Source organism: Alkaliphilus metalliredigens QYMF (genome assembly GCF_000016985.1).
GTDB lineage: Bacteria > Bacillota > Clostridia > Peptostreptococcales > Natronincolaceae > Alkaliphilus_A > Alkaliphilus_A metalliredigens.
Genome location: NC_009633.1, coordinates 1,129,034 through 1,143,176 on the forward strand (window position 1 = coordinate 1,129,034; position 14,143 = coordinate 1,143,176).

Here is a 14,143-nt window from a genome sequence, read left to right on the forward strand (position 1 = left end):
CTTAATTTTCTCTATTAAGTTTGTTGAAAACCATTTTAGATAGGATAACATCCAATACAGGTGGCAACACGGAATGAAAAGCATTTCGTCCTTAATTATAGGGATGATGTGCTTTTTTTTGTTTAATCATATTAAAAAAATTCTTAGGAGGAGGAAAAAAATGATCTATCCAAATTTAAAAACATTCGAGAAAGTAAGCAAAGGGTATAATATGTCAACCATTTATGAGGAAATACAGGGTGATATGGAGACACCTATTACCCTATTTAAAAAACTATGTAAAGAGAGCAATTGTTATCTTTTGGAAAGTGTAGAGAGAAGTGAAAAGAAAGGAAGATATTCCTATGTTGGAAGAGACCCATTTATGACAATAAAAGGCCACGGTGATGAAGTTGAGATTTTTCAAAATAATAAAATTTCTACTGAAAAGGGCATTCCCTTGGAGATTGTAAAATCCATTATGAAGGCATATAAGACTCCTTTTATGGATGGTATGCCAGATTTTAGTGGCGGGGCAGTGGGTTTTATAGGCTATGATACCATCAGAAATTATGAATTGCTTCCAAATGTAAATGAAGAAGATATAAAAATTCCAGAGATACATCTTTTACTGACAAAGGAAGTCATCGTCTATGATCATCTGAAGCACAAAATTATAATTTTGGTCAATATAGTACTAGAGGGAGACAACTCAAAAAGCTATGAAGCAGGGGTCAAGCGGTTGAAGGAAATCAAAAAACAAATATTTCAAACGCCAATACCTGAAGAAGTATTCTCAAAAAATGCAAAGGAAAAAATCAAATATAGCAGTAATGAAACCAAGGAAAGCTTTATGGGAAAAGTATTGAGGGCAAAGGAGTATATACAAAATGGTGATATATTTCAGGTGGTGTTATCTCAAAGGCTACAAGTTGAAGTGAAAACATCTCCTTTCCAGATTTATAGAAATCTAAGAAGTATTAGTCCATCACCCTATATGTTTTATATCAATTTTGAAGAATATCAGGTGGTAGGTGCATCCCCTGAGTTATTGGTAAAGGTCAAGGGAAGTAAGGTTGAAACCTGCCCCATAGCAGGGACCAGACCCCGTGGTAAAACCAGTCAAGAGGATGAAAGGCTGGCTAAGGAGTTACTTGAGGATGAAAAGGAAAGAGCAGAGCATTTGATGTTGGTGGATTTAGCACGAAACGATATTGGGAAAATAGCTAATTTTGGAACCGTGGAACTAAAGGAATATATGGAGGTTTATTACTATTCCCATGTCATGCATATTGTTTCTATCGTTACGGGGAGTTTACAAGAAAAGAAAGATATGTATGATGCGTTGATTTCTTGTCTTCCTGCAGGAACCTTATCGGGAGCTCCTAAAATAAGAGCCATGGAGATTATAGATGAACTAGAAAATAAAAAACGGGGAATCTATGGGGGCGCAGTAGGTTACTTTGGATTCGATGGCAACATGGATATGTGTATTGCCATAAGGACTCTCTTGATTAAAGATCGTATTGCGTATTTACAGGCAGGGGCAGGAATCGTTGCAGATTCTAATCCAGAAGCAGAATATAAGGAAACGCTTAGAAAATTAGACGCATTAGTAGAAACCATAAAAATAGCATAGGGGGATGAAAAATGATTGTAATCATTGATAATTATGATTCTTTTACCTACAATTTATATCAATATATTGGAGAGATTAATCCAGAGGTAATGGTATTTAGAAATGACAAGGTAAGTCTAGTGGAGTTGAAGGAGATGGATATTTCTCATATTATTATTTCTCCTGGTCCAGGATTTCCAACGGATACTGGTATATCTAAAGTAGTTATTAAGGAATTGGGGATTAAAATCCCAATATTAGGGGTGTGTCTCGGACATCAAGCAATTGGAGAAGCCTTTGGAGGGAAAGTTGTCCATGCTAAAAGAGCCATCCATGGGAAAATATCATTAATTCAACATAATCAAGATGATGTGTTTGAGGGGATTGAAAAACCCTTAAAGGCTACTCGGTATCATTCTCTTGTGGTGGAGGTAGATAGCTTCCCAGAAGAACTTGAGATTACTGCCACAAGTGACGACGGAGAAATTATGGGACTAAAGCATAAAAAACATCCCATATTTGGTCTTCAATTTCACCCTGAGTCCATTGCTACAGAAGGTGGAAAAAAGATGATTAGGAATTTTTTAAATATATAATATGTGTTAGAACTTAATATAAAGTTCTCTAAAAATAGATCTTTATTTAATCATATTTCAAAAATATAAGAATGATAGGGGTGATGATTATGATGATGCAGCAGGCCATTGATAAGGTAATCAGACGACAGGATTTAGCCGAGACTGAAATGATGGCGGTGATGCAGGGCATTATGGAGGGTAAGGTTACGGATTCTCAAATCGGAGGATTTTTAACTGCCCTAAGGATGAAGGGCGAGACCGTAGAGGAGATCACAGCAAGTGCTAAGGTCATGAGAAGTAAGGCTTTGGTGGTGGAGGTGAATCAACCCCATAGTATTGATACCTGTGGTACTGGAGGGGATCAAGCCAATACCTTTAATATTTCCACAGCAGTAGCCTTTGTGGCGGCAGCAGCAGGGGTAACTGTGGTAAAACATGGAAACCGCTCAGTATCCAGCCAATGTGGCAGTGCAGATGTGTTAGAGAAGTTGGGTGTGAATATTGACTTAACACCAAAGCAGGTTGAGACATGTGTGGAACAGGTAAATATGGGTTTTATGTTTGCTCCTAAATTTCATCAGGCCATGAAATATGCAGCGGCAGCCAGAAGAGAGTTGGGGGTTAGAACGATCTTTAATATATTGGGTCCCTTAACCAACCCCGCAAAGGTAAAGGGACAGGTTTTAGGGGTATTTGACGAATCTCTGACGGAAGTAATGGCCCAGGTACTAAAAGAGTTGGGTGTGGAGAGAGGGATGGTGGTCCATGGTCTAGATGGTTTGGATGAAATAACCACAACCACCAAGACAAAGGTAAGTGAATTGAAGAATGGAATGATTTCTAATTATGTGATTGACCCAAGACAATTTGATATCCCGTTAACAGATAAAGAGGATTTGGCGGGAGGAGATGCCGAAAAGAATGCCTCAATTATTCTCAATATAGTAAAGGGTGAAACAGGAGGTAAGCGAAACATGGTATTAATCAATGCTGGAGCCGCTATATATGTGGGAAATGCCGCAAACTCCCTGCAGGAAGGCATAGATCGAGCAGCGGAAGTCATTGATATGGGTTTGGCTCTAGATAAATTAAATCAGCTGATTAAATTAAGTCAGGAGTTGAAAGTATGATTTTAGATAAAATTATACGCTATAAAAAAAATAAAGTAAAAGAGGAGAAGGTAGCGGTTCCTCTTGGAGAAATAATGAAACAAATAGAGGATATGGAAGAGGCAAGAAACTTCAAAGCTGCCTTGGTTGGCAGAGAGAGCATAAGCATGATTGCAGAAGTTAAAAAAGCATCGCCTTCAAAGGGAATCATAAAAAAAGATTTTAATCCTGTGAAAATAGCAGCTGAATATGAAAAAAATAGGGTGGATGCCATATCGGTGTTGACAGAGGACCAGTTTTTCCTAGGGGATAATCGTTATCTTCAGGATATAAGGAAGATGACTACGATACCACTACTGAGGAAGGACTTTATGATAGATGCCTATCAAATTTATCAATCAAAGGCCTTAGGAGCAGATGCCATACTATTGATTGCAGCAGCATTGACGAAAAAAGAAATGATAGCATTTCAAAAGATAGCTGCAGAGATTGGAATCTACTCCTTAGTAGAGGTACACAATAAAGAAGAATTAGAGATGATATTAGAGACAGGAGCAGAAATCATTGGGATTAATAATAGAGATTTAAAAACCTTTGATACGACCCTTGATAGGACGGCGGAGCTACTCCCCTTCATTCCAAAGGATAAAATTGTTGTCAGCGAAAGTGGGATCAAAACAAATCAGGATATGAAGCTTTTGAAGAACTATGGTATTAATGCAGTACTGATGGGGGAAGGCTTAATGAGGGCAGACTCCATAGGAGAAAAGCTAAGGGAGCTTAGGAGTGGTTTATGTGACTAAGATAAAAATATGTGGGTTAAAAAGAGCAGCGGATATCACCTATGTCAATTTACTAAAACCTGATTATATAGGATTTGTTTTTGCTCCTAGTGGTAGACGGGTAACGAAGGAGGATGCTAAAGAATTGATTGCGAGTCTAGATAAAAGTATAAAAAAGGTAGGGGTTTTTTTAAACCATTCAGTAGAAGAAGTAAAGGTGATTGCTAAGGTTTGCAGCTTGGATATATTGCAATTTCATGGTGATGAGGATATGGATTATTGTAGACAGTTCCAGCAGAATGTTTGGAAGTCTTTTAGAATAAAGGATGCAAATAGCTTTAAAGAGATGGAAGATTATCAGGTCAATGGTTATTTATTAGATACCTACCATAAGACTCAATATGGAGGAACGGGAGAGGCCTTTGATTGGGGATTATCTTCTCATTTGACTAGATTAAACAGGGATAAGTGTGTGATCTTAGCTGGAGGATTAAATCCTGAAAATGTAAAAGAAGCAATTGAACAAATACAGCCAGCAGTAGTGGATGTAAGCAGTGGTGTGGAGACCCATGGATACAAGGATTTTGAAAAAATGAAAAAGATGATAGAAAGGGTGAGGAAAGTATGATGAAAGTAAAGGAACTACCTAAGAAATTTGGAAAATTTGGAGGACAATTTGTACCAGAAACCTTAATGAATGCACTCATTGAATTGGAGAGACAGTTTATACAAACCAAGGAAGATGATGAATTTCAGGAAATGTATCGGTACTATGTAAGGGAGTATTCCGGAAGACCGACACCTCTATACTATGCTGAAAATTTGACCAAAAAACTGGGGGGCGGGAAAATTTATCTTAAACGGGAGGATTTAAATCATACCGGGGCCCATAAGATTAACAACGTGATCGGACAGGTGCTATTGGCAAGGAAGATGAAAAAAAAGCGTATCATAGCAGAAACTGGAGCCGGGCAGCATGGTGTTGCTACTGCAACTATATGTGCAATGTTTGATTTAGAATGTGTTGTATATATGGGAGCAGAGGATATTGAAAGACAGGCGTTAAATGTATTTAAAATGGAGATGCTAGGGGCCGAGGTCGTTTCTGTCACATCTGGAACAGCAACCCTAAAGGATGCCACCAACGAAGCCATAAGAGATTGGGTGGCAAATGTAAAGGATACTTATTATGTAATCGGGTCAGTTGTAGGACCACACCCCTATCCCACTATGGTCAGGGATTTTCAGAGGATTATTGGTGATGAAGTGAAGGAGCAGATATTAGAAAAAGAAGGAAGACTTCCAAATTATTTAGTGGCATGTGTAGGAGGCGGAAGCAATGCCATGGGTCTTTTTTATCCCTTTTATGAAGATGAAGCTGTGGCGTTGTATGGAGTGGAGGCAGCAGGGCTAGGTGTAGAGACGGATCAGCATGCTGCCACCATCACAAAGGGGAGCATGGGAGTTATTCACGGTATGATGACTTATCTCCTACAGGATGAACAGGGGCAAATTACACCGGTACATTCTATCTCAGCAGGTTTGGATTATCCAGGAATCGGGCCAGAGCATGCCTATTATCATCATACTGGTAGAGCAAATTATGTAGCCATTACTGATGAAGAGGCATTAGAAGCATTTCAATTACTAACAAGGCTAGAGGGAATTATTCCAGCACTAGAGAGCGCCCATGCTATTGCTTACTTAATGAAGCTAGCACCCAAGACAAAAGGCGATGATATTATTGTTCTTAATCTTTCGGGACGGGGGGATAAGGATATCCACACCATTTCAAAATTATTAGGGGGAAATAGAGATGATAAGTAGAATAACCAATAAGTTGCAGGCATTAAAAGAGTATGATGAGAAGGCGTTGATAACCTATGTTACTGCTGGAGATCCAGATTTAGAGACAACATTTGATTTGGTATTGGCAATGGAGAAGGCAGGAGCAGATATAATAGAGTTAGGGATTCCTTATTCAGATCCTTTAGCTGATGGTCCCGTCATACAGAGGGCATCTCAAAGAGCATTAAATGCTGGGGCTAATATGGAAGCTATTTTTGAATTGGTCATAAAATTAAGGGAAAAAACACAAATTCCCCTGGTGTTTTTAGTCTATTATAACTGTGTGTTTAAATATGGTCTAGAGACGTTTTTAAATAGATGTCAGGAAATCGGCATAGATGGATTGATTATTCCAGATCTTCCTCTAGAGGAGAGAAGAGAACTACAAGTGATGATGCAACAATATCCAATGGACCTAATCCCTTTGGTTGCGCCTACATCTGAAGATAGAATGAAGGAAATTGTACAGGATGCTGAAGGATTTATTTACTGTGTTTCTTCTACTGGAGTTACAGGAAAAAGAAATAGTCTTGCAGGAAATCTGGAAGGCTTTATGCAACAATTAAGAACCTATACGGAGATCCCTTTGGTCATAGGTTTTGGTATATCAAATTCTGAGATGATGGATAAATTAAAAAACATATGTGACGGTTTCATTATAGGTAGTGCTGTGATAGAGAAAATTGAAGCGGGTTTAGAGGATAGAAGCTCAGTGGAAAGGGTTTCTAAATTTATTGAAAAGTTATATGAATTTAAAAACTTAGGTTGAAAATCTTGAAGTAGAATTTTCTGTTAAAACATACAAAAGAAGAGACTCTAGGGTCTCTTCTTTTGTGATTTATATGTATAATTCAGTTATTCTTCTAGCTCGAACATGTCCTTGCCAACACCACATACAGGGCATACCCAATCCTCTGGTACATCCTCCCAAGTTGTTCCAGGAGCAACTCCTGCATCAGGATCTCCTAGCTCTGGATCATAAACATAGCCACATGGAATACAAACATATTTCATAATAACATTTCCCCTCTCTTATAGATATTTCCTACTTAAACAACAGTTATGTAGGCTACTTTCATTATACCCTAATAAATGAAAACATAAACAAAAAAGAAATAAAATCCTAAAGAACTCATCACCACATAGACTACCATAAAATAACTTTAATATGTTATAATAAATTTAGATGATTCCAAAAATTCCTAAAGGAGTGATTTTATGCGTGATTCTAGAGTAGAGAAGTTAGCTTATAATTTAATTAATTATTCTGTAGACCTTCAACCAGGAGAGAAGGTTCTGATTGAAGCGGTGGGTTTAGAGTATCCTTTGGTACAAGCATTAATTAGAGAAACATATAAGATAGGAGCATTGCCCTTCGTTACTATCAAAGAACCTAAGTTTAACAGAGAATTACTATTGGGCGCCAGTGAAGAGCAAATAGAGCTAGTGGCTAAATATGAATTAGAAAGAATGAAAGACATGGATGCCTATATTGGAATCCGAGCCGGTAACAATACCGGAGAAATGAGTGATGTACCAGGTGAAAAGCTAAAAATTTATTCAGAGAAGCTTGTTGGACCAGTACATATTCAGGAAAGAGTAGGCAATACCAAGTGGGTTGTGCTGAGATATCCCAATGATTCTATGGCTCAGGCAGCCAATCAGAGTACTGATGCCTTTGAAACCTTCTACTTCAACGTATGTAATTTAGATTATGCAAATATGGATAAGGCAATGGATGCACTGGTGACTTTGCTAGAAAAAACAGATCAAGTACATATTGTGGGGGAAGGAACTGACCTAAGATTCTCCATCCAAGGAATGGGAAATGTTAAATGTGCAGGGAAACGTAATATACCAGATGGAGAAGTGTATACGGCACCAGTAAGAGATTCCGTTAATGGACATATTACCTACAATACACCAGCCCTTTACCAAGGATTTACCTATGAAAATATTCGATTTGTATTTAAAAATGGTAAAATCGTCAATGCAATCTGCAATGATACGGAAAGAATCAATGAAATATTAGATACCGACGAAGGCGCAAGATACATTGGAGAGTTTGCCATTGGTGTCAATCCCTATATACTAACCCCAATGAAGGATACATTGTTTGATGAGAAAATCATGGGGAGCTTCCACTTTACCCCTGGAAATGCCTATGGAGAAGCAGATAATGGCAACCGTTCATCAGTTCACTGGGACCTTGTATCAATCCAAAGACCTGAATTCGGTGGTGGAGAAATGTACTTCGATAGCGTGTTAATCCGTAAGGATGGGATATTTGTTTTAGATGAACTAAAGGGATTAAATCCTGAAAATTTAAAGTAGAAAGCATAGATGCACAGTAAAAAGAGGAGACAACTACCATGATAGTTGTCTCCTCTTTTACTGTGAATTTATATAATCTCTAATATCTATATTCTACTTGAAGCTGAGCACTGATTTCTAAATCTCCTGCTGAAATAGGTGTATTCATAGCAGATTCAGTTCTAGCCATATCAGCGGTTTCATAGTTTTTGTAAATGACACCATCATGACGACTCATTTCTGTAATGCGGTGGGGCTTGTTGATTTGAACATTAATGGGTTGAGCAAGAGCCGTTGCCTTTTGCTTAGCATCTTGTAGGGCTTGTTGTAGCGCTTTTTGATAGTGTGGATTTGTGTCATCAACGGCAAAACGAACTGAATTAATATTGTTTGCTCCAGATTCCGTAGCTAGATCAATGATTTCTCCTACTTTGTCAATGTTCTTAATTGTCACTTCCACCATGTTTGTGACTTCATAGCCTGTGACAATTGACTCATTTTTTGTTTGATCGTATCGGTGTTGAGGATAAATATTGTATCCAACGGTTTTGATGTCATCCTCAGGAATACCAGCCTTATTTAGAGACTTCATAATCCCATCCATTAAACGAGTATTCTCTGTTTGAGCTTGTTTTGCATCAGTATTGGAAGTGTTAACCCCTAAGTTAATGTAGGCAATATCCGGTTTGACCTTGACGATCCCACTGCCATTTACCACAATAGCAGCATTAGAATCATTCATGGCTGATGCTGTCGTGTTTTGGGACCAAGATGTATAAAAATAAGCCCCCATAGTTAAAACCGTGATCATAAGTAAAGTCGTTGCTCTCAATAAGTTTTTTCGCATAATTTACATGCCTCCCAGTGTTTTATTTTCTTTTTAAATAATACCCAACCTTATAAGCAGGAAACCATAAGTAGATAGGCATTTACTAGTTTAGACGGAAGCAATAGAAAAAAAGTTCCTTAAATAACATAGCAAGATAGAAATACTAGTAAGGAGATGGGTAACATGTAAAATAAGGTTTTAATCATCATCATAGGGGTATTTCTAATAAAGTAAGATGAAATATATTTAGGCTATTTTGATAATGTATCGAAGGTTAAAGGATATTTAGTTTAGAGATCGTTGTAGTATACACGGAAATTATGAAGTTCACATTAACTGGTAAAGGAAGATGACAGTGGAACAAAATATCAATACAGAAATAATGGATAAATTGACAAAGGTTTGCTTATGTAAGGCGATACCAAGATCTAAAATTAAGAAAGCAATTGCAGAAGGGGCTAGGACAGTAGCAGCAGTTAAAAGAGTCACAGGAGCTGGATCTGGGAATTGTTGTGGAAGAAGATGCACCCCAAAGATTGAAGAAATACTAGGGGACTATCAAGAAGTGTAGTGAACTTAGGTAAAAACCATGACATTCCCTAGGAAATAATCATGGATTGAGGAGTCCCTAAGGATATCAGTAATATCATTAGGCTTTTGCTGACAAGCCATTGCAAAACAAAAGCAAGGAATATATAATAGACATAGAAAAGTATTTCGGTAATCTAAAAATTAATGAAGAAAGAAAGAAGGGTCTATGTGAATCAGACTGTAAAGAATGAATGGACACAGCTAATGAAAAAGATGCCACTTTTATTTTTTGGTTTCTTCCTCTATGCATTGGGGATTTTAACAAGTGTATATGCAAATCTGGGAATGAGTCCTTGGGGTGTTTTTCATATGGGCATTTCAAATTACACACCATTTACACTGGGACAGGTAACACAGCTATTTGGTTTGTTGATTTTAGTGATTTCCTACTTAATGGGCGTGATGCCAGGGCTGGGTAGTATTTTTAATATGATTTTTATTGGGGCTTTTATCGATTTGATTGAGCTATTAGGCATTTTGAGAACACCCGGAACCTTGATGGGACAAATTATCATGTTATTAGTAGGTGTTTTTATATCTGGATGGGCAACGTACTTTTACTTACAGGTACATCTGGGGGCTGGACCACGGGATGGTCTAATGGAAGGGCTTGTCAGAAAACTACAAAAACCAGTTTGGAAAATTCGTGGGGTCATTGAATTCACGGTTTTATCCATTGGATTTTTATTAGGGGGCCCAGTTGGATTGGGGACACTGGTGACTGCAACAACAATTGGGTTTTCTGTTCAATTTGCTTTTAAGATTGGAAAGTATGATCCTAGGTCTGTGCAGCATACGAATTTGACTGAGTTAATGACTAAATTAAGTGGACATAAATTGCCAGAAGAAACAGTGGGACACAAATAAAATTCGTCTGATGCTACCGCATCGACTCATAGCGTACTTAAATTTAAAACGGGCTTTGTTTAAAATTTCAAGTACTTAAATAAATTCGTCTGATGCTATGGCATCGACTTATAGCGCAACCTAGGCTCTTGGTCCTCCAAGGGCCTTTGGTTTAACTTGATGATACTTGGAAGTAAAGTGTCATTACCAAAAGGTAGTAAAACTTCATTCTTTTAACTTGATGGAGACTACGATATAATGAAATTGACCAATATTGTACAACCTGACAGGTGAGGAGTGGGAAAAGTATGCGTGTGATAAGAGTAGGTTTAATTCTACTGATCCTCTTAGTTGTAAGTGGTGCATCTCTTTACTATTTAGTTGAAGGAAATCCATTTCAAGGAGAGACGGGAATGAGCTCTTATGATTTGATTGTAGAAGATACCCCCTTGGAGGACAGTGTCATCATAGAAGAACAAGAGGTTTATCTGCCATATGAACTAGTTGAACAGTGGCTGACTCAAAATGTTCAATTACAACTAGATGAAGAAACCGAGAAGATTGAAATGATGATACAAAAAATTGCCTTTAGCTTTGAAAATCCAAGAATCGATGAATTTGTCAAGAAAGAACCTGTTAATTTGAATTTTTATACTAAAAAAATTGATGGAAAGTTTTATGTACCAATTAAATCCCTGGCACCACTCCTTGGCATTAGCGTTGTTTACAATGAAGAGAACGGTGTGGTCATGATAGATCTATTGCATAGAGATCCTGTGATAGGAGCCCTTAGTTCCAAGGCTTCATTGCGACAAGAACCAAGAAGACTCAGTAAACGGAAGGTTTCTTTTAATGAAGAAGATGTAGTTCGAATTTATAATGAGGTAGAAAATTATTATTATGTGCGTACTGAAAAAGGTGCATTAGGGTATGTTTCTAAGGCTGAGGTAAGGGTGGTTGATGAGATTGAACAATCTGAAAAGCACCATGTATTTAATATAAAACAACCCTGGGAGCCTGTGGAGAATATTGGGTTGGTATGGGATTATATTGGAAAAAGAAGCCCAGACCGAAGTCATGAAAAAAGAATCTCTGCAGTGGATGTATATTCTCCTACATGGTTTAGAGTAGTGGATGAGAAGGGAACAATTGAAAACAAGGGTGACTTTTCATATGCAAGAGATCTCACCCATGAGGGGTATGAAATTTGGGCATTAATCACCAACAGCTTTGATCCCGATTTAACAAGTAAGCTGTTAGGGGATCAAGGCGCTCAAGAGCAGATTATCCGACAATTGCTAATTTATAGTGCATTGTATGACCTAGGTGGAATCAACATAGACTTTGAAAACATTCATTATGAAGATCGAGATCGACTCACTGACTTTGTTGATAAATTCACAGATTATCTTCATGAACAAAACCTAGTGATATCCATAGATGTGACAATCCCATCCATGAGTTTGAACTGGTCTAAGGTTTATGATCGTGAGAGGTTAGGACAAATAGTAGACTATGTGGCAGTGATGACCTATGATGAACACTGGGCAGCAAGCCCTAAGAGTGGTTCGGTTGCTTCTATTGGGTGGGTAGAACGAGGGATTCGAAGTACATTGGAATTGGTTCCTCCAGAAAAGATATTGTTGGGGTTACCATTTTACACAAGGCTATGGGAAGAAGTGCCACAGGCCAATGGGAGCATTAAAGTATCCTCTAAGGCATACGGCATGAATCGTATCATGGAAATTTTGATGGAAAATGAGGCTAGTATCATATGGAATGAAGAAACTGGACAGTATTATAGTGAATTTCAACAAGAGGGAAGTACCTTCAGGGTTTGGCTAGAAGATCAACGCTCCTTAGGACTCAAGACAACTTTAGTCCATAAGTATCAACTAGCTGGAGTTGCAGCTTGGAGAAAAGACTTTGAGGTAGCTCCAGTCTGGGAGACAATCCAGTTAATTTTGAAAGAATCCGTAGCACATGAACAAATTGTTTATGAAATGCTCCAGCCTTCAAATTAATGTACTATCTCTAAATAGTAGAATTGAAGGAAAAACACTGTTATTAAAGAATATAATCATTAGTGTGGAAAAAACATAGAATTAAAATCGAAAGGGTGCCAATTTATGCATATGAACTTCTTAGAAAAACTCTATGACTTTTTAATGGAGAAAACAGATATGCCTGATTTTATGAGCCATGGTGAAAAACTCCATTTGGTCCCCTTATCTAATATAGAGTATCGTAATAAAATTAGGGGAACCATGATTAGTCTAGCCATTGGAGATGCCATTGGAAGTCACTTAGAAGGACAATACAGCAAGGAGATTGAACAAATTAGTCACTTTTTAAAGGGAGAAAAAACTGCTATTTCTTTAAATACCACAAATATAACTGAAAGCACTATCTTGTTCAGTGAATCATTAATTATTAATCAAGGTTTTCATCCAGAGGATTTTGCAAACCGACTTATCCGAAGTCCAATTATTCCAATTGGAAAAACAATGAGTGCATTTGTGTCTAATTATCGAGATCGTAGAATGTTCTGGTATGAAAGTGGTGTCGCCTCTGCAGGAAATGGTGCAGCCATACGATGTGCGCCAGTTGCCCTTATTCATTACGGTGACTTTGAAGGGTTAAAATTTGTAGCAGGCATACAGGCCTTTATTACCCATAACGATCAGATGGCTCTTGCCTCAAGTATTCTAATGAATACAGCTCTTGCCCACTTGTTAAATACTGAGCCCTACACATTAGATAGAAAAGAAGAGAAGCTAAAGTTTTTGGAGGTTTGTGCAAAGGGTATCAAAGGAATAGAAACCCAGTTATATCCCTCTAACCATTCTGATGAAGTTGCTAATTTATACATCCGTCTTGCAAGGGATCTACCGGAAGCACTAGAAGTGGACATGGGAATAGAAGCGTTTAAAAATCGTTGGGGAACAGGGGCTTATGCATTAGAGTCAATACCTTTGGCATTATATTTATTTTTAAAGAGTCCCGATGACTATGAAAAGATACTCAAGGATTCATTGATGTGCAATAGGCCAGATGCACTATCAAGTCTGACTTTGATGCTGGCTGGTGCATATTTAGGGTTTTCAAATATTCCAAAAGGCTACCTTCAAAAACTAAGAAATTTTGAAGAAATGCTGACCTTAGCTGATCGTCTCTTTGAGCTATCCTTAAAAAATAAAAGTAACAATCCATATCGACGTATGCTTGAAAATATGAGTGAAGAAAAATCTAAGGATGAATTAGACCAATTGCTTTGGCTAGCAATAAAGTGTAGCCAAGAGAAGAACTATGAGGAAGCAGTGAGTCATTTTGAAGAGCTAACAAAGAAAAACCCTGATGTTAAGAAGCAAGAGAAAATAAAGATGAATATCATTGAAGCCTATGAAGGATTAGGAACGAAGTATTTAGAGAATGATGCATTTGAAGAGGCATTAAAATGCTTTAAAAAAGCACTCTTTTATGATTTAAATAACCCAAGTATTTTATGTAATTTAGCATTATCCTATTTAAATTTAGATGATTTAAATAGGGCGGAAAAATATGCTCGTAGAGCTGTAGAAGTCGCTCCAGAGTACGAAATTGGAAAACAAGTGTGGGAAGGAATCAAGAGTCTATCTAAAAACAACTAA

The 14,143-nt window shown here is 37.6% G+C and carries 14 protein-coding genes; 12 read left to right on the plus strand and 2 right to left on the minus strand.

Features of this window, described 5'->3' with window-relative positions:
* Positions 1 to 160: 160 nt before the first annotated feature.
* The 7 genes from trpE (at position 161) to trpA (ending at position 6,683) form a co-directional block, all read left to right on the plus strand.
* Positions 161 to 1,618 carry an anthranilate synthase component I gene (gene trpE / locus AMET_RS05315; protein WP_041720388.1) on the plus strand — a complete coding sequence of 486 codons (1,458 nt, stop codon included), beginning with the start codon at positions 161 to 163 and terminating at the stop codon, positions 1,616 to 1,618.
* Between the two features lie 11 nt (positions 1,619 to 1,629).
* Positions 1,630 to 2,193 (plus strand): anthranilate synthase component II, encoded by a 564-nt coding sequence (locus AMET_RS05320; protein ID WP_012062332.1) that lies wholly within the window; start codon positions 1,630 to 1,632, stop codon positions 2,191 to 2,193.
* A gap of 89 nt (positions 2,194 to 2,282) precedes the next feature.
* A complete protein-coding gene (gene trpD, locus AMET_RS05325) occupies positions 2,283 to 3,305 on the plus strand; it encodes an anthranilate phosphoribosyltransferase (protein ID WP_012062333.1) in 1,023 nt (340 codons plus the stop codon).
* The gene (gene trpC, locus AMET_RS05330) at positions 3,302 to 4,087 is read left to right on the plus strand and encodes an indole-3-glycerol phosphate synthase TrpC (protein WP_012062334.1); all 786 of its coding nucleotides are present in this window, start codon (positions 3,302 to 3,304) and stop codon (positions 4,085 to 4,087) included. The genes trpD and trpC overlap by 4 nt, the downstream gene beginning before the upstream one ends.
* Positions 4,080 to 4,694, plus strand: coding sequence for a phosphoribosylanthranilate isomerase (locus AMET_RS05335; protein ID WP_041720389.1), 615 nt, complete (start codon positions 4,080 to 4,082; stop codon positions 4,692 to 4,694). The genes trpC and AMET_RS05335 overlap by 8 nt, the downstream gene beginning before the upstream one ends.
* The gene (gene trpB / locus AMET_RS05340) at positions 4,691 to 5,893 is read left to right on the plus strand and encodes a tryptophan synthase subunit beta (RefSeq protein ID WP_012062336.1); all 1,203 of its coding nucleotides are present in this window, start codon (positions 4,691 to 4,693) and stop codon (positions 5,891 to 5,893) included. Before AMET_RS05335 ends, trpB begins: the two co-directional genes overlap by 4 nt.
* Entirely contained in the window at positions 5,883 to 6,683 is an 801-nt protein-coding gene (gene trpA / locus AMET_RS05345) for a tryptophan synthase subunit alpha (protein ID WP_012062337.1), read from the plus strand. The genes trpB and trpA overlap by 11 nt, the downstream gene beginning before the upstream one ends.
* 86 nt (positions 6,684 to 6,769) lie before the next feature.
* Here trpA and rd read toward each other — a convergent pair whose 3' ends face one another.
* Positions 6,770 to 6,928 (minus strand): rubredoxin, encoded by a 159-nt coding sequence (gene rd, locus AMET_RS05350; RefSeq protein WP_012062338.1) that lies wholly within the window; start codon positions 6,926 to 6,928, stop codon positions 6,770 to 6,772.
* A gap of 204 nt (positions 6,929 to 7,132) precedes the next feature.
* On the opposite strand from rd, the gene AMET_RS05355 reads away from it, so the two are divergent.
* Positions 7,133 to 8,248 (plus strand): aminopeptidase, encoded by a 1,116-nt coding sequence (locus tag AMET_RS05355; RefSeq protein ID WP_012062339.1) that lies wholly within the window; start codon positions 7,133 to 7,135, stop codon positions 8,246 to 8,248.
* A gap of 79 nt (positions 8,249 to 8,327) precedes the next feature.
* Here AMET_RS05355 and AMET_RS05360 read toward each other — a convergent pair whose 3' ends face one another.
* Complete coding sequence (locus AMET_RS05360) at positions 8,328 to 9,074, minus strand: SIMPL domain-containing protein (protein ID WP_012062340.1); 747 nt, start codon at positions 9,072 to 9,074, stop codon at positions 8,328 to 8,330.
* 364 nt (positions 9,075 to 9,438) lie between these two features.
* Here AMET_RS05360 and AMET_RS05365 point away from each other — a divergent pair, with 364 nt between their 5' ends.
* The 4 genes from AMET_RS05365 to AMET_RS05380 all read left to right on the plus strand — a co-directional run bounded on the left by AMET_RS05365 (position 9,439) and on the right by AMET_RS05380 (position 14,143).
* Positions 9,439 to 9,627, plus strand: coding sequence for a (2Fe-2S)-binding protein (locus AMET_RS05365; RefSeq protein ID WP_330368696.1), 189 nt, complete (start codon positions 9,439 to 9,441; stop codon positions 9,625 to 9,627).
* 188 nt (positions 9,628 to 9,815) lie between these two features.
* Positions 9,816 to 10,514, plus strand: a complete 699-nt coding sequence (locus tag AMET_RS05370; RefSeq protein WP_012062342.1) for a YczE/YyaS/YitT family protein — start codon at positions 9,816 to 9,818, stop codon at positions 10,512 to 10,514.
* A 287-nt stretch (positions 10,515 to 10,801) separates the two neighbouring features.
* Positions 10,802 to 12,517: a glycosyl hydrolase family 18 protein gene (locus AMET_RS05375; RefSeq protein WP_012062343.1), complete on the plus strand. Its 1,716-nt coding sequence runs from the start codon at positions 10,802 to 10,804 to the stop codon at positions 12,515 to 12,517.
* Between the two features lie 105 nt (positions 12,518 to 12,622).
* Positions 12,623 to 14,143, plus strand: a complete 1,521-nt coding sequence (locus AMET_RS05380) for an ADP-ribosylglycohydrolase family protein (protein ID WP_012062344.1) — start codon at positions 12,623 to 12,625, stop codon at positions 14,141 to 14,143.